Annotated in this window: 18 protein-coding genes and 1 tRNA gene; 13 read left to right on the forward strand and 6 right to left on the reverse strand. The window is 47.7% G+C overall.

The window, feature by feature from the left end; all coding sequences use genetic code 11:
- Positions 1-4 precede the first annotated feature (4 nt).
- On the reverse strand, positions 5-922 hold the full coding sequence (gene xerD / locus B0G85_RS04590) for a site-specific tyrosine recombinase XerD (RefSeq protein WP_100379290.1): 918 nt from the start codon (positions 920-922) through the stop codon (positions 5-7).
- Between the two features lie 72 nt (positions 923-994).
- Here xerD and B0G85_RS04595 point away from each other — a divergent pair.
- A tRNA-Ser gene (locus B0G85_RS04595) sits at positions 995-1,084 on the forward strand.
- 66 nt (positions 1,085-1,150) lie between these two features.
- Here B0G85_RS04595 and B0G85_RS10250 read toward each other — a convergent pair.
- Positions 1,151-1,306: a hypothetical protein gene (locus tag B0G85_RS10250; protein WP_157799287.1), complete on the reverse strand. Its 156-nt coding sequence runs from the start codon at positions 1,304-1,306 to the stop codon at positions 1,151-1,153.
- A gap of 274 nt (positions 1,307-1,580) precedes the next feature.
- Here B0G85_RS10250 and B0G85_RS04600 point away from each other — a divergent pair, with 274 nt between their 5' ends.
- Both B0G85_RS04600 and B0G85_RS04605 read left to right on the forward strand, forming a co-directional pair.
- Positions 1,581-1,922, forward strand: coding sequence for a helix-turn-helix transcriptional regulator (locus B0G85_RS04600; protein WP_100379291.1), 342 nt, complete (start codon positions 1,581-1,583; stop codon positions 1,920-1,922).
- Positions 1,919-3,145: a type II toxin-antitoxin system HipA family toxin gene (locus B0G85_RS04605; RefSeq protein WP_100379292.1), complete on the forward strand. Its 1,227-nt coding sequence runs from the start codon at positions 1,919-1,921 to the stop codon at positions 3,143-3,145. Before B0G85_RS04600 ends, B0G85_RS04605 begins: the two co-directional genes overlap by 4 nt.
- Before the next feature lie 66 nt (positions 3,146-3,211).
- Here B0G85_RS04605 and B0G85_RS04610 read toward each other — a convergent pair whose 3' ends face one another.
- Positions 3,212-3,697: a YajQ family cyclic di-GMP-binding protein gene (locus B0G85_RS04610; RefSeq protein WP_100379293.1), complete on the reverse strand. Its 486-nt coding sequence runs from the start codon at positions 3,695-3,697 to the stop codon at positions 3,212-3,214.
- Between the two features lie 106 nt (positions 3,698-3,803).
- Here B0G85_RS04610 and murB point away from each other — a divergent pair, with 106 nt between their 5' ends.
- Complete coding sequence (gene murB / locus B0G85_RS04615; protein WP_100379294.1) at positions 3,804-4,880, forward strand: UDP-N-acetylmuramate dehydrogenase; 1,077 nt, start codon at positions 3,804-3,806, stop codon at positions 4,878-4,880.
- Between the two features lie 194 nt (positions 4,881-5,074).
- Here murB and xseA read toward each other — a convergent pair whose 3' ends face one another.
- Positions 5,075-6,289, reverse strand: coding sequence for an exodeoxyribonuclease VII large subunit (gene xseA / locus B0G85_RS04620; protein WP_100379295.1), 1,215 nt, complete (start codon positions 6,287-6,289; stop codon positions 5,075-5,077).
- A gap of 314 nt (positions 6,290-6,603) precedes the next feature.
- Here xseA and B0G85_RS04625 point away from each other — a divergent pair, with 314 nt between their 5' ends.
- From B0G85_RS04625 to B0G85_RS04655, 7 genes are all read left to right on the forward strand, one after another.
- Positions 6,604-7,251: a MotA/TolQ/ExbB proton channel family protein gene (locus B0G85_RS04625; protein WP_100379296.1), complete on the forward strand. Its 648-nt coding sequence runs from the start codon at positions 6,604-6,606 to the stop codon at positions 7,249-7,251.
- The gene (locus B0G85_RS04630) at positions 7,251-7,703 is read left to right on the forward strand and encodes an ExbD/TolR family protein (RefSeq protein ID WP_100379297.1); all 453 of its coding nucleotides are present in this window, start codon (positions 7,251-7,253) and stop codon (positions 7,701-7,703) included. The genes B0G85_RS04625 and B0G85_RS04630 overlap by 1 nt, the downstream gene beginning before the upstream one ends.
- 14 nt (positions 7,704-7,717) lie before the next feature.
- Positions 7,718-8,803, forward strand: a complete 1,086-nt coding sequence (gene lpxK / locus B0G85_RS04635) for a tetraacyldisaccharide 4'-kinase (RefSeq protein WP_100379298.1) — start codon at positions 7,718-7,720, stop codon at positions 8,801-8,803.
- A 47-nt stretch (positions 8,804-8,850) separates the two neighbouring features.
- Complete coding sequence (locus B0G85_RS04640; RefSeq protein ID WP_100379299.1) at positions 8,851-9,036, forward strand: Trm112 family protein; 186 nt, start codon at positions 8,851-8,853, stop codon at positions 9,034-9,036.
- On the forward strand, positions 9,017-9,802 hold the full coding sequence (gene kdsB / locus B0G85_RS04645) for a 3-deoxy-manno-octulosonate cytidylyltransferase (protein ID WP_415836284.1): 786 nt from the start codon (positions 9,017-9,019) through the stop codon (positions 9,800-9,802). Before B0G85_RS04640 ends, kdsB begins: the two co-directional genes overlap by 20 nt.
- A gap of 105 nt (positions 9,803-9,907) precedes the next feature.
- Entirely contained in the window at positions 9,908-10,573 is a 666-nt protein-coding gene (adk, locus tag B0G85_RS04650) for an adenylate kinase (RefSeq protein ID WP_100379300.1), read from the forward strand.
- A gap of 33 nt (positions 10,574-10,606) precedes the next feature.
- Positions 10,607-11,134: an HPP family protein gene (locus B0G85_RS04655; protein ID WP_100379301.1), complete on the forward strand. Its 528-nt coding sequence runs from the start codon at positions 10,607-10,609 to the stop codon at positions 11,132-11,134.
- A 72-nt stretch (positions 11,135-11,206) separates the two neighbouring features.
- On the opposite strand, the gene nrdR is transcribed toward B0G85_RS04655, so the two are convergent.
- Entirely contained in the window at positions 11,207-11,653 is a 447-nt protein-coding gene (nrdR, locus tag B0G85_RS04660) for a transcriptional regulator NrdR (RefSeq protein ID WP_100379302.1), read from the reverse strand.
- Positions 11,654-11,662: 9 nt separating this feature from the next.
- Positions 11,663-12,907: a serine hydroxymethyltransferase gene (gene glyA / locus B0G85_RS04665; protein WP_100379303.1), complete on the reverse strand. Its 1,245-nt coding sequence runs from the start codon at positions 12,905-12,907 to the stop codon at positions 11,663-11,665.
- 76 nt (positions 12,908-12,983) lie between these two features.
- On the opposite strand from glyA, the gene tolQ reads away from it, so the two are divergent.
- Both tolQ and B0G85_RS04675 read left to right on the forward strand, forming a co-directional pair.
- Positions 12,984-13,640: a protein TolQ gene (gene tolQ, locus B0G85_RS04670; protein WP_100379304.1), complete on the forward strand. Its 657-nt coding sequence runs from the start codon at positions 12,984-12,986 to the stop codon at positions 13,638-13,640.
- A gap of 2 nt (positions 13,641-13,642) precedes the next feature.
- Positions 13,643-14,062: an ExbD/TolR family protein gene (locus B0G85_RS04675; protein WP_100379305.1), complete on the forward strand. Its 420-nt coding sequence runs from the start codon at positions 13,643-13,645 to the stop codon at positions 14,060-14,062.
- The last annotated feature ends 5 nt before the right edge of the window (positions 14,063-14,067 follow it).

Consider the following 14,067-nt stretch of genomic DNA (forward strand, 5'->3'; position numbering starts at 1 on the left):
GCTATCAAGTGCCGCGAGGATGATGCTGCTGGTGAATAGATTTGAGGCGCTCCCGAGCAACATGGGTGTAAATCTGGGTAGTGGAAATATCTGCGTGCCCTAAAAGCAACTGCACCACCCGTAAATCAGCCCCATGATTGAGTAAATGGGTTGCAAACGCATGGCGCAGGGTATGCGGCGATAAGATTACCGGTATGGCAGCTAGCGTGGCGTATCGCTTAATTAGGGCCCAAAAAGCCTGCCGGGTTAAGCCTGTACCGGTGTGACGGCCAATAAAAACCGCATCGGATGTCTTGCCTGCCAGCAGTAGCGCTCTAGCATCAGTCAAGTAGCGCGCCAGCCACTGCCCTGCCTCACCACCAAAAGGTACTAAACGCTCCTTACCCCCCTTGCCGTTTACCACCCTCACTATGCCCTCGTTTAAGCCAAGGGCAACGGTTTTTAAAGCAACAATTTCTGAAACGCGCAGGCCGCTGGCATACATTAACTCCAGCATGGTGCGATCTCGCAGGCCCAGGGGCGTATCAACATTGGGAGCATTGAGCAAGGCAGTTACTTGGTCTTCACTGAGGGTTTTGGGGAAGCGCAAAGCCTGTTTTGCGGCCCGCAAACCGATGCAAGGATCACTTTTGACTAAGTTCATCCGTAATGCATGCCGATAGAACCGTTTAAACACCGTCAACCGACGATTGGCCGTAGTCGCCTTATCAGCTCTTTTGTGGGCAATATAAGCCGTCAGGTCTTTTTCAGCAGCGGCGTAAAGATCGGCACCGGAGTCCAGGTGAAGCCACTGGGCCAGGAGCAGTAGATCCCGCCTATAGGCAGATAAGCTATTTTGCGCCAACCCATCTTCAAGCCAGCAGGTATCGCAAAAACGCTCGATGGCTTCCATACTGGTTGGCGGGATGTTCTGATTGCTCATAATGAGATGCTAACCCAGCCTGAATCGATTTAAAGGCAATGCCATAAAAAGTAGCTGTAAAATCACCAGCACGGAAGCGTGGCCGAGTGGCCGATGGCACCTGCCTACTAAGCAGGCATAGGGGTAACTCTATCGTGAGTTCGAATCTCACCGCTTCCGCCAATGATCTATATGGAATATGGCTGAATTAGATTACTGATTTCAAGTACACCAAAAACATACCTAAAATTATTTTTCAAACCTCTCCCGAGTCAGGGGTAGGTTAGCTAACTTGTCTTCTAGCTGTAATCTGCGATGGCGCTTCTCATTCACGTCAGCAGCCTTAAACTCTCTCAACAGTGCAGTGCGTTGTTTAGCAGTCTCGGCAAGCTTAGACCTAGGCATCGCCTTTGCCTTAATGTGGTTTTTGCGGAAAACTATTAAAAAAATATTTAAATCCAGCTATGTTGCCAACGAAACTTTTTTATACATATGCACACTTTTTCATACAGAATCCCCTCGCAGGAGGGTATGAGAAACAGAGTAATTTAAGTCTATTTAAATAATTTTTAAGTTAATTAAGTACATTTAAAGTATATTTAAATAGTCTTTGTATTGATATTTTAAGGCATCATTGTTATAATAAAAGCTCATATCTACTAAGCGGTGAGTGAAAAAAATGCTGGATTTTGGCTTTGCATCAGATAAAGATATTCGGGTGGAGCTTATCGCCCGATTAAGGGCCAATCGCTTATTGCAAGGCCTCACCCAAGCAGACTTAGCCCTGCGCGCAGGAGTCAATCTAGGCACCATAAAGCTGGTTGAAACCAAGTATCAATGCACTTTGGAAACATTCACCAAAATTATCCTCGCGCTGGGTCTGAGCAACCATTTGCAAAATATATTTCTGATCAAACCACAATCCATTGCCGCCATGGAAAAAGCATTTCATACGCCACGCCTCAGAGCAAGGCGAAAATCCTCTAAAGCCACGACTACTGTTGCGATAGAGCCAACATGAAAAAGCTCGAAGTGATTTTTACCGGCTGGGGGCAACATTGGACTCTAGGAACACTTGCTGATGATGGTCAACAAATATTGTTTGAATATTCATCGCAAGCCATTGAACGCGGTGATGAATTCTCCCCACGTTTCTTAAAACTACAAGCAAGCGCTTTAGGGGATTTTCCAGCGCATCAACACCATCTTCCGGGGTTCATAGCAGATGCATTACCGGATGGATGGGGTATGTATTTAATGGATCGCTACTTTACCAAACAAGGAATACACCGCCACCAAATATCGCCCTTAGATCGCCTCGCTTTAATCGGAAGTAGAGCAATGGGCGCACTACAATTTTCACCGTCAGCCGAACCTCAAAGTACTCCAACTGCTTGGGCGATGTTGGATCTGGCAAAAGAAGCTGAGCAAGCAATAGCTGGGCATCAAAGTGAGGCACTCACGCAGTTGATACTACTTGGTGGTTCACCACACGGAGCAAGGCCGAAGGCACTGGTTCACTATGAAGAGAGTACAGAAAATATCTCTACGCTTAACAATGCCGCCGGTAAGCCATGGCTCATTAAATTTCAGGCAAGGCATGAACACAAGGAAGTTTGCGCAATAGAAGATGTGTATGCCCAAGTAGCTCGGTACTGCGGGCTGGATATTCCAAAAACCCAATACTTTGACTTAGATGCCCAACTAGCTGGGTTTGGAATAGAACGCTTTGATCGCAGTGGAACGTCTAGGGTTCCGATTCATACGTTAGCCGGATTAATGCATGTTGACTTTCGCATTCCAACCCTAGGTTATGACAGCCTACTAAAAGCAACCCGCCTGATCACTGGTAGTCAGCGTGAGCTTGAAAAGGCATTTGAACGCTGCGTATTTAATGTAGTGATGAACAATCGAGATGATCATGCAAAAAATTTCTCATTTCGCATGAGCGCCAATTTTCAGTGGCAGCTTGCACCAGCATATGACCTCACCTTCAATGAGGGCCCGATGGGCGAACATCAAATGGATATTCATGGTGAAGGTAGGCACCCTTCGAGGCTTGATCTATTGAAATTAGCGCAATCTAATGGCCTCACCATAGCAACAGCAAACCATCTAATCGACAAGATCAATGAGGGCGCCTCCCGTTTTCGGGAGCTAGCCCTCAATCACGCCATTCGACAAGATACCGTTACGCTGATACTTCACAAGATAGAGAAGAATCAAGAGCGTATGCATCACTAATCAGGCCCATTAATCAGATTCATTAATCAGATTCATTAACTGAGCAAAATCCGCCTTAGTAATACCTTAATCTCTAAAGTTGTTAAAGCCCAAAGGTGCCTCAGTAAGCTCTTTACGCAACATCGCCATGGCTTCTTGAAGATCATCACGCTTGCCGCCTGTAACTCGGACTGCATCACCCTGAATACTGGCTTGCACTTTAATCTTGCTATCTTTTAAGATGCGCACTACTTTTTTAGCCAACTCTTGATTAATCCCCTTTTGGATCTTCATCGTTTGCTTGCGCTTATCACTACCAATAGTCTCCGTTTTGTCATCTTTCAGATAGCGTATGTCCACGTTCCGTTTAGCCATTTTGCTAAACAGAACGTCGCGCACTTGGCCTAACTTAAATTCATCATCGGCGTAGACCAATAAGGTCTCCTCTTTAAGCTCTACTCGAGAGTCTGAGCCTTTAAAGTCAAAGCGGGTTGAAATCTCTTTATTAGACTGCTCAAGCGCATTTTTCAATTCCACCATTTCTGGCTCGCATACGACATCAAATGAGGGCATCTCAAACTCCTTAATTAATCTAGATCATGAATTACAGGACAAGTAATTGCTTTTTCGTTTTTAGGTAAATTGTCACCCTAAACCCGAACACGAATAAGATTGTGGCATGAACTTCGCAAAAAGTGCGCCCATTCCAGCAAAATTGACCTCCGATATGAGGCTCAAGCACCGCAATACCTTTGGGTTAGAGGCCGTCGCCGAATTTGCCTATGACATCACCGCAGCTGAACAATTACCAACGCTTCTAAAGAGCCTTGCAGAGAAAAAAGTTCCTTGGCGTGTTTTAGGCGGTGGCAGTAATGTCCTCCTACCAGCCCAACTTTCTGGGGCCACTCTGTTAATGAATATTTTGGGTCAGGAGATTATTCCTTCTGGTGATAGTGATGCTGATGGCGATGGTGAAGATAAAAATAAAGAAAATACATTGCTTGCAGTCGGAGCAGGCGTCAACTGGCATGCACTAGTAGCATGGACCCTGGAACACGATTTGCCAGGTCTTGAAAATCTTGCATTAATTCCGGGGACAGTGGGCGCTGCGCCCATTCAGAATATTGGCGCTTATGGAGTCGAGGTTGGGCAATACATCGATAGCATCAAAGCCTTTGATACTGTGCATCATGCCTTTGTAACGCTTTCGCAAACAGCTTGCCAATTTGGCTATCGCGATAGCCTCTTCAAACAACATCCCCATCGATTTATTGTGACGCAGGTAATTTTTAAAATCCCCCAGCAATGGCAGGCCCGTACACACTATGCAGAATTAGCAACGCAGTTTTCAGATTCCCATTCACAACCGACAGCCCAACAAATATGTGATGCTGTTTGTAGTATCCGGACTAAAAAACTACCCGATCCTCAGATCATTGGCAATGCCGGCAGTTTTTTCCAAAACCCGATCGTTACACAAGCTCAATATGCCTCTCTCTTGAGTCAATATCCAAACCTAGTGTCGTATCCAGATAAGCTTGGGGCACGTAAGCTTGCAGCCGGATGGTTGATTGATCAATGCGGCTTTAAAGGTCTGCGCATCGGTGCCGTTGGCGTCTATGAAAAACAGGCCCTTGTGCTAGTGAACTATGGTGGTGCGAGTGCCGTCGATATTCTGAATCTTGCAAAAGCGATTCAAGAAAAAGTGCGCCAGCAATATGGGGTACAGCTGGCAATAGAGCCTAATATTTTTTAAGGCTCACTGACAGTAAGGTATGACCTCAATGCAGTACCTTACAGCGTTACCTTACATCGTGCCCGCAACCAAATCTCTGACTTCAGTCGCTTTTGATGCTCTAGTGATTTTGATATTTTTTCGATGTGTAATTCACACAGAAAATCTGAGCTTCATCATCTAACCGTTGGTTGATCACCTTCTTTTGTCTAGGGCTATGATTTGCGCGACTCCAGCTCTGCAAATTTGACGTTGGCCACTCCATCAGCCAACCGAATCTCGAACGCGGAATGGGTATTTAGCTCATCCGGATTGCGTACGGCCTGCAACCCAGTTTTGGCATTGAGTACCACAGCGTAACCCCGCTCCAAGGTTCGTTGAGGGTTGAGCATTTCTAATTGCTGTGCGTAGTGAGACTGATTTCTGCTCCAAGAGTCGACTCTGACCAACCAAGCTTGCTTGAGGCGCTGTTGCCAATGTTGGATTTGTTCTCGCATCCGCTCGGGGTTGGGCAATGCATGACTTAAGCGCAAAGCGAATTGATCTAAGGTTTGGGCTTCTCTTTCAACACGCTGATGGATTCTTTGTGAGAGTGCCTGCTCGATGGCAGCGAGCTCTTGCAGCATTTGATCTCGACGGGGTGCGGCTAGTTCTGCAGCGCCCGTTGGTGTTGGCGCTCTGAGGTCGGCAACAAAGTCAGCAATCGTTGTATCTGTCTCATGCCCAACGCCGCTCACAATCGGAATCGGGGACTGGGCAATGGCATAAGCTAACTGCTCATCGTTAAATGCCCACAGATCCTCAATACTGCCACCACCTCGCACCAATAAGATAACGTCGACGGCGTTTTCTTTTGCGGCCGATTTAAGGGCAGCAACAATGCCTGAGGGCGCCTCTGGACCCTGCACTAAGGTGGGGTAAATGACGATTGGGATGTGTGGCGCTCTTCTGGCTAGCGTACTCAATACATCCTTTAAGGCCGCAGCCTGAAGCGAGGTAATGATGCCAATCGACCTTGGATGGGCTGGGATCTCACGCTTACGCTCCAGATCAAAGAGGCCTTCTTTAGCTAATCTCGCCTTCAGTTTTAAAAAGGCTTCATAAAGTCCACCCATACCAGCACGTCGAAGCGTTTGAATCGTGAGCTGAATATCCCCTCGCGGAACATACAGGCCCAAGCTAGCACCAACTTCAACTAAATCCCCTGATTGGGGCACAAAACCCACTTGCCCGTTACGCCCGCGGAACATTACACAACGAATCTGGCCTTCCTCATCCTTAAGGGAAAAATACCAGTGCCCGCTGTCATAGGCCTTGAAATTCGAAATCTCCCCGCTAACCCATACTGCGTCAAAGCGCTCCTCTAAGGAGCTCGCAATGGCGCGGTTTAGATCCCCAACACTGAGTATTTCCCTTGATATTTCCGACATATTTTTTATTATTCTCTTTAACTATATGGCTTAAAAGCCAAAACATATCCACAGAGGCTTACTCACTGGGGCTAGAGTATTAACAAGTAAGCAGTTACTTACCCAAAACGTCTTATAAATACTACAGATAACTCTTAAGTCATTGATTAATATGCGCTATTTTTTCACTTCAGCACCACCTAAACGACTTAGCAAGCCAGAGTACCACCATGAATCAAGCACTTACGCACCCACACCTAAAAAGTTTTGCACAGACTTATCCACAGGCTTGCTTTCAGAAAGTGGGTTTTGAATTCAGCTAAAGTACTTAACTTATGTACACAATCTTACTATCTGCTGGATGGCCCATTTGGCCCTTACTCATCATCTCTATTATTGGGCTTGCGATCATTTTAGAGCGGGCTTGGTATTTGCGCCAAGTGCATATTTTTCCCAAAAACAGTCTAGAAACTGCTTTTGGATTGGCAGGTCAGGTTTTGGCAGCAAAATCCGTATCAGAAGCAGAAATCGGGGCACTCAGCCAACTCTCCCCTGCCGGCCCCCTATTCAGCTGTGTTTTACATGAAAAGCTGCTGGGTAGTGATGCCCAAGTCGCCTTAGAAGAAATTCAGGCTAGTGCGCAGAACGTCTGGCTCAAGTTAGAGCGCTATCTCAGCGCCCTAGCCACGATTGCCACTATTGCTCCCTTATTAGGCTTGTTTGGCACTGTCGTAGGCATGATTGAAATCTTTGGTAGCCAAGGCAGTCAAGGCGCCATTAGCGGCGGTGTGGGCAATCCTCAGCAGTTAGCTCATGGCATTTCAATAGCGCTGTACAACACTGCTTTTGGCCTCATGATTGCCATTCCAGCATTGGCTGCCTGGCGTGGCTTAAGAGCCATGGCCAACCAGCGTCAGCATGAGTGTGAAGAATTTACCCGTCAACTCTTCAAAAAACTCTACCCACACACTGCGGAAAAATAATGCGCTGGTTAGAACAAAGCCTTCATACCAATAGAAGATTTTCACTGGGAAAGACCTCTACTCCAGTAGAGCCAGAGATTAATCTGATTCCTTTTATTGATGTGCTGTTGGTAGTGCTGATCTTCTTGATGATCTCCACAACCTTTACTCGCTATCAAGAGCTGGCGATTACCCTGCCCACGGCGAATGGCGCTCAAAGCCAGGCGGAAATTAATCAAGTGCATGTTGCGGTTAGTCGAGATGGGCGCTTTGCAATTAATGGCAAAGTAGTCGATCGACTTCAAATGCCGGCAACATTGATGGCATTGAACCCGAAACAAAGCAATAATAATTTGCAAATTAATATTGATGCCGACGCAAGAGCGCCGCATCAAGCAGTCATGATTGCCTTAGAGGCAGCGCGTGATGCTGGTCTATCGAATATCGTCTTTAGCAGTCAGACGAAAAAATAAGAGGGTAGGTCAGCATGCACATCATCCGTAAAGCCCCCCAGTTTTGGGAGCGCCGCGGGCCAAGCAGTCTATTGCTTTGGCCTTTATCGTATCTGTATGGTTTAGTTATTCGCGCCCGCCAACTGTTTGCTGACTTAGATCTCATTAAAACAAAACCGCAGCCCGTTCCCATCATCATTGTGGGCAATATACGCGTTGGGGGTACTGGTAAAACACCTATCGTCATCGCGTTAGCTGAACGGCTAGCTCAACTTGGTTGGAAGCCTGGAATCATTAACAGAGGCTATGGTGCCACCAATCAAACGATACCGATGCAAGTCACCAGTGATTCTGATCCAGCGCTGGTGGGTGATGAGCCTGTCTTAATCGCTCAACGCACTGCCAATCAGTTTCCGATTTGGGTGTTTCCAAAACGAAATCACAGTATTGCGGCAATGCTCAAACAGGATCCATCGATTAACGTGATTATTAGTGATGATGGATTACAGCACCGTGATCTCGCCCGGTGGCCCGCTCGCGAAGGGGGGCGCGATATTGAATTTGTAGTGCGGGATCAACGTGGCGAAGGAAATGGTTTCTTATTACCGGCCGGCCCCTTGCGAGAGCCGGCTTCGCGAGAGCGTGATGCCACGCTTATTACCGGTAGTTCTAGCGATAGAACTACCTATCCAGCGATCATGGATGAGTATTTTTTAGGCCGACGAGCCTTTACCCTGCAAAGTGAACTCGGAATACCCTACCAACTTCAGAATCGCAATAACACCCAATCTCTACAGGCAATCGCCGATACTTTCTTGCCCAATGCCATTACTGCAGTAGCAGCAATTGGTAATCCACAGCGATTCTTTGACGACCTCCTAAAACAAGGCGTCGCCGCTAAAGGAATTGCCTTGGGAGATCATGCCCCGCTGACAGCAGAGTTCTTTTCCGCCATTCAAGCCCAGCGGATTCTGATCACGGAAAAGGATGCCGTAAAATGCCAGCAGATTCCGGATGAGCGTATTTGGGTGGTGCCGATGCACCTAAGCATTACCGAAAGTATGGCTGAATGGTTGCAATCTATTCTTTTAAGACCGGATCCGAATCGATACACGCTGTAATCAAGCCTGTATTTTTTATTACTAACCTTATTAAAAAGCCCATCTCCATGGACAAACGTCTTCTTGATATTCTGGTCTGCCCTTTATGCAAAAGTGCCTTGCATTACGAGGCAAAAAATCACGAGCTCATTTGCAAGGCCGATCGGCTTGCTTATCCTATTCGGGATGACATTCCTGTGATGTTAGTAGATGAGGCGCGTAGCCTCTCTGCCGATGAAGTCTTCTCAAACTAAGGTAGTCGGCATGAGCATCCAATCGCCTGAGTTTTTGGTAGTTATTCCAGCTAGGCTAGGATCGACTCGCCTACCCCGTAAGCCACTTGCCGATATTGGTGGCAAGCCAATGGTGATTTGGGTAGCAGAACGCGCCCAACAATCCCTTGCCCAAAGCGTTGTGGTTGCAACTGACTCTGTTGAAATTCAAGCTGCTTGCAATGCGTATCGTATTGAGTGTCTGCTGACAAGCTCAGATCACCTGACGGGCACTGACCGCATTGCTGAAGTGGCGCAATTACTCAAACTTCCCCCCGATACCTTAGTGGTCAATGTTCAAGGTGATGAGCCTTTAATTCCGCCTACGCTCATTAATCAAGTAGCGCAAACCTTAGCAAATCATCCTGCCTGTGCAATTTCTACTGTAGCAGTACCGATTACGGATGCTTCTGAGATTGACAACCCCAATGTCGTCAAGGTGGTACTGAATCGGTCTGGAGAAGCGCTGTATTTCTCTAGAGCAACTATTCCCTTTGTTCGAGATCGCGTTTCCTGTCCACCAGTCACCCACCTACGCCACCTGGGCATTTACGCCTACCGTGCTGACTTTTTACAGGCCTACACCCGTCTTGAAGCTGCTCCTCCTGAGCAAGCAGAGGCTTTGGAGCAATTGCGAGCCCTGTGGAATGGTTACCGCATAGCCGTTCATACCGCCAGCGAAGCCCCACCAGCAGGGGTTGATACCGCAGAGGATCTCGAGCGAATTCGGCGCCTATTGGCCAAATAAGCACAAATCCAAATCTAGACTCCTTCTCGGGGATAATCCTTAGATCCATATTCAAAACAGCCCGTATAAGTACGGGACAATAAAAAAGTCTTCTAAGGGGAAATAATGCGCTTAATTCTGCTCGGTGCACCAGGTGCTGGTAAAGGTACTCAGGCCCAATTCATTTGCGAAAAATTTGCCATTCCACAAATCTCCACCGGAGATATGTTGCGCGCCGCGGTAAAAGCAGGAACTGAGCTGGGCGTTGCTGCCAAGAAAATTATGGATGCTGGCGGTCTCGTTTCTGATGACATCATCATCGGCTTAGTAAAAGATCGCCTTACGCAAGCAGATTGCAATAAGGGCTATCTGTTTGATGGCTTTCCGAGGACCATTCCACAAGCCCAAGCCATGAAAGATGCCGGCGTTCCCATTGACTACGTTCTCGAAATCGATGTTCCGTTTGATGCCATCATTGATCGTATGAGCGGGCGTCGTGTACACCCTGCTTCTGGGCGTACTTATCACCTCACGTTTAATCCCCCAAAGGTTGCAGGCATTGATGATGTCACTGGTGAAGCCCTCATTCAGCGTGATGACGATAAAGAAGAAACGGTTCGTAAACGCTTGCAGGTCTATAACGATCAAACCCGTCCCTTGGTAGAGTATTACTCCAGCTGGGCAGCACAAACCAATACCAGCGATGCAGTGAAGGCGCCTGCTTATCGCAAGGTGAGTGGCACCGGTAACGTAGATGTGATTACCACCTCAATCTTTGCCTGCCTGAAATAAGTCCTCTGGGCTTCTCCGTTGAATGCATCTAATATGAAACGTGCTTTCAAAATAGGGGGCTTTTATTTTGGCGGTGATCAGCCTAAAGTATCTTGGCTAGAACGACTGCGCTCGGCCTTAGGTGCCTTTATTGGTCTAGCTTTAGTTCTCGCTCTTGCGAAATACCTGGGTGATTTAAACGGCATTAATGAATGGTTGATTACCTCTCTTGGCGCTAGCGCACTACTCGTCTTCGCCTTGCCACAAAGCCCTATGGCGCAACCCTGGGCTGTCATCGCTGGCAATACGGTATCTGCCCTTGTGGGCATTACCTTAAATCATTGGATTAGCGAACCGCTCATCGCAATGCCCATGGCGGCTACCTTCTCTATTCTGGGAATGTTTTGTTTGCGCTGCCTGCATCCACCGGCAGCAGCGGTCGCACTGCTTGTCGTATCTGGCCACGTACTGCACTACCGCTTTGCCTTCTTTCCGGTATTCATCGACTCTGCGCTCTTAGTCATCGCGGGGGCAATCTACAGCAATCTGACCGGCAAGGCCTACCCTAATAGACCGCAGTAGTTCTGATTGACAGCGCTCTTTTGGCAGCACGCGCTAAGCCTGCCTGCATGCATGCACCAACAAAATGAGGGGCTATTTCAGCTCTTTGAGGGCGCTCTCGAAAGACTCGATATCCGCAAAGCTTCTGTATACCGAGGCAAACCGAATGTAGGCAACCTTGTCTAGCCGTTTGAGTTCCCGCATCACCAATTCACCAACACGCTCACTCGGAATTTCTTTTTCACCCAGACTCATGAGTTTTTCTTCTATCCGCGAGATGGCTTCATCGACTGAGTCAGCAGATACCGGACGTTTGCGTAACGCCAGTTTTAATGAGCTAGCAAGCTTTTCATGGCTGTATTCAACACGGCTACCGTTTTTCTTCACGATCGCCGGAAACACTAACTCGACTCGTTCAAATGTCGTAAAACGCTTGTCACATTTGGCACAGCGGCGCCGGCGACGAATCGTGTCGCCCTCATCCGATACCCGGGTATCGAGTACCTGGGTATCGTCGTTATGACAAAAGGCGCAGCGCACTAGTGTCGCTTAACCGTAAACTGGAAAGCGTTTGGTCAGGGCAGATACTTGCGCACGCACTCTCGCAATATTGTCTGGATCCGTTGGGTTGTCTAATACATCAGCAATAAAATGCCCCACCTGTCTTGCCTCGGCTTCTTTAAAGCCACGCGTAGTCATTGCTGGTGATCCCAAGCGGATCCCACTCGTCACCATTGGCTTTTCTGGATCGTTTGGAATGCCGTTCTTATTGCAAGTAATGTGCGCTTCGCCTAGTACACGCTCGGCTTCCTTACCGGTCATTTTTTTAGCGCGCAGATCTACCAACATCACGTGGGAGTCTGTACCGCCAGACACAATCCGTAAGCCTCGCTCCATTAACGTTTCCGCTAATGCTTTGGCATTCACAATCACCTGCTTTTGGTAGTCGATAAAACTAGGCTCTAAAGCCTCTTTAAATGCTGCCGCCTTTCCTGCGATCACATGCATTAATGGACCGCCTTGTAGGCCAGGAAAGATGGCAGAGTTGATGGCTTTTTCGTGTTCAGCTTTCATCAAAATAATGCCGCCACGAGGGCCGCGCAAACTCTTGTGGGTAGTCGAAGTAACGACATCAGCGTGTGGCACTGGATTGGGGTAAACGCCCGCAGCAATCAGGCCTGAATAGTGCGCCATATCCACCATGTGAATGGCGCCTACTTCTTTTGCCAATTTACCGATACGCTCAAAATCAATTTTTCTAGAATAAGCAGAAGCCCCTGAAATGATGAGCTTAGGTTTGTGCTCTCGAGCCAAACGCTCCATCTGCTCGTAATCGATTTCTTCATTTTGATCTAAGCCATAAGCAATCGGGTTGAACCACTTGCCACTCATATTGAGTGCCATCCCGTGGGTCAAGTGACCTCCTTCGGCCAGACTCATGCCCATAAAGGTATCGCCGGGTTTCAAAAAGGCTAAAAATACCGCCTGATTGGCAGAAGCGCCGCAATGGGGCTGTACGTTTGCCGCCTCAGCGCCATATAACCGCTTGACACGGTCAATCGCCAATTGCTCAGCAACGTCCACAAATTCACAACCGCCGTAATAACGCTTGCCTGGATAGCCTTCAGCGTACTTATTCGTCAACTGAGAGCCCTGCGCCTGCATTACCGCAGGGGAGGTGTAGTTTTCGGAGGCAATCAGCTCGATATGGTCTTCTTGACGCTGATTTTCATTTTGAATCGAGGCCCATAATTCGGGATCCGTTTTGGCTAGGGTGTTTTGGCGGTCGAACATAGTAATAATCCCAATGAAGTTGGATGGCTTCTGTAATTAAGTAAGTAAAATCAACCTACATCATACAAAATTCATCATGACATCTACACAAGACCTCTCGTTTCTCTCCCTAGTCCTGAATGCCAGCCTATTAGTACAGTTGGTAATGTTGTTATTAATCGGGATGTCCATTGCGTCATGGACCATTATTTTTAAGAAAACGGCTATTTTGCGCGGTGTCAGGCGCGATACTGAACGCTTTGAACGAGACTTTTGGTCTGGCGGCGACCTAAACACCTTACTAGATGCTGCCTTACGTAATAACCGCACAGATGCAGTGTTAGAGCATATTTTCGAAGCCGGTATGCAGGAGTTCATGAAAGTCCATGAGATCGATGCAGCCCGCCGAGCGATGAAAGCCACCTACCAGCGTGAAATGGACTTACTTGAGGCCAATCTACCGTTTCTGGCCTCAGTAGGCTCTGTATCGCCTTATATTGGCCTGTTTGGTACTGTCTGGGGCATCATGCACGCCTTCCGTGGCCTAGCCAACGTCCAAAATGCCACCCTATCGGCTGTTGCCCCCGGTATTGCCGAGGCATTGATTGCCACTGCCATTGGTCTGTTTGCCGCAATCCCTGCAGTCGTTGCCTATAACCGCGCCGCAACCGATGTAGATCGACTCGCTATTCGTTTTGAAACCTTTATTGAAGAATTTACCAATATCTTGCAACGTCAAGCTTCCGGTAAATAAACATGGCTGGCTCACTCAGAAAATCCTCTAAACGTCGGGCAATGTCCGACATCAACGTAGTACCTTACATCGATGTGATGTTGGTGCTACTGGTGATCTTTATGGTCACCGCGCCAATGGTCAATCCTGGCGTTGTCAATTTACCTACGGTTGGTGGTGCTAAGGTGCAATCTCTTCCACCCGTATTTTTATCGATAGACGCCAATGAAAACGTCATCGTGCGCAAAGATGGTGAGCCTGTCCAAACCTTAAATAAATTTGAGCTCGGTGCTTTTGCGCGTTCACAAGCAGAAAAGTCTGCTGAACAACCTGTGGTCTTAGCTGCTGAAAAATCCATCAAATATGAGGTGGTAATGGAAGTGATGTCTAAGCTAAAAGAAAATGGTGTCAAGCGTGTTGGCCTTGCCGTAAAGAGTCAGTAGGTTTT

Origin of the sequence: Polynucleobacter brandtiae (assembly GCF_002797575.1) — a bacterium.
Lineage (GTDB): Bacteria > Pseudomonadota > Gammaproteobacteria > Burkholderiales > Burkholderiaceae > Polynucleobacter > Polynucleobacter brandtiae.

Bases quoted from the DNA above. Each gene is read 5' to 3' on its own strand.
- xerD (WP_100379290.1), bottom strand. From the start codon at position 922: ATGAGCAATCAGAACATCCCGCCAACCAGTATGGAAGCCATCGAGCGT.
- B0G85_RS10250 (WP_157799287.1), bottom strand. From the start codon at position 1,306: ATGCCTAGGTCTAAGCTTGCCGAGACTGCTAAACAACGCACTGCACTG.
- B0G85_RS04600 (WP_100379291.1), top strand. From the start codon at position 1,581: ATGCTGGATTTTGGCTTTGCATCAGATAAAGATATTCGGGTGGAGCTT.
- B0G85_RS04605 (WP_100379292.1), top strand. From the start codon at position 1,919: ATGAAAAAGCTCGAAGTGATTTTTACCGGCTGGGGGCAACATTGGACT.
- B0G85_RS04610 (WP_100379293.1), bottom strand. From the start codon at position 3,697: ATGCCCTCATTTGATGTCGTATGCGAGCCAGAAATGGTGGAATTGAAA.
- murB (WP_100379294.1), top strand. From the start codon at position 3,804: ATGAACTTCGCAAAAAGTGCGCCCATTCCAGCAAAATTGACCTCCGAT.
- xseA (WP_100379295.1), bottom strand. From the start codon at position 6,289: ATGTCGGAAATATCAAGGGAAATACTCAGTGTTGGGGATCTAAACCGC.
- B0G85_RS04625 (WP_100379296.1), top strand. From the start codon at position 6,604: ATGTACACAATCTTACTATCTGCTGGATGGCCCATTTGGCCCTTACTC.
- B0G85_RS04630 (WP_100379297.1), top strand. From the start codon at position 7,251: ATGCGCTGGTTAGAACAAAGCCTTCATACCAATAGAAGATTTTCACTG.
- lpxK (WP_100379298.1), top strand. From the start codon at position 7,718: ATGCACATCATCCGTAAAGCCCCCCAGTTTTGGGAGCGCCGCGGGCCA.
- B0G85_RS04640 (WP_100379299.1), top strand. From the start codon at position 8,851: ATGGACAAACGTCTTCTTGATATTCTGGTCTGCCCTTTATGCAAAAGT.
- kdsB (WP_415836284.1), top strand. From the start codon at position 9,017: ATGAAGTCTTCTCAAACTAAGGTAGTCGGCATGAGCATCCAATCGCCT.
- adk (WP_100379300.1), top strand. From the start codon at position 9,908: ATGCGCTTAATTCTGCTCGGTGCACCAGGTGCTGGTAAAGGTACTCAG.
- B0G85_RS04655 (WP_100379301.1), top strand. From the start codon at position 10,607: ATGAAACGTGCTTTCAAAATAGGGGGCTTTTATTTTGGCGGTGATCAG.
- glyA (WP_100379303.1), bottom strand. From the start codon at position 12,907: ATGTTCGACCGCCAAAACACCCTAGCCAAAACGGATCCCGAATTATGG.
- tolQ (WP_100379304.1), top strand. From the start codon at position 12,984: ATGACATCTACACAAGACCTCTCGTTTCTCTCCCTAGTCCTGAATGCC.
- B0G85_RS04675 (WP_100379305.1), top strand. From the start codon at position 13,643: ATGGCTGGCTCACTCAGAAAATCCTCTAAACGTCGGGCAATGTCCGAC.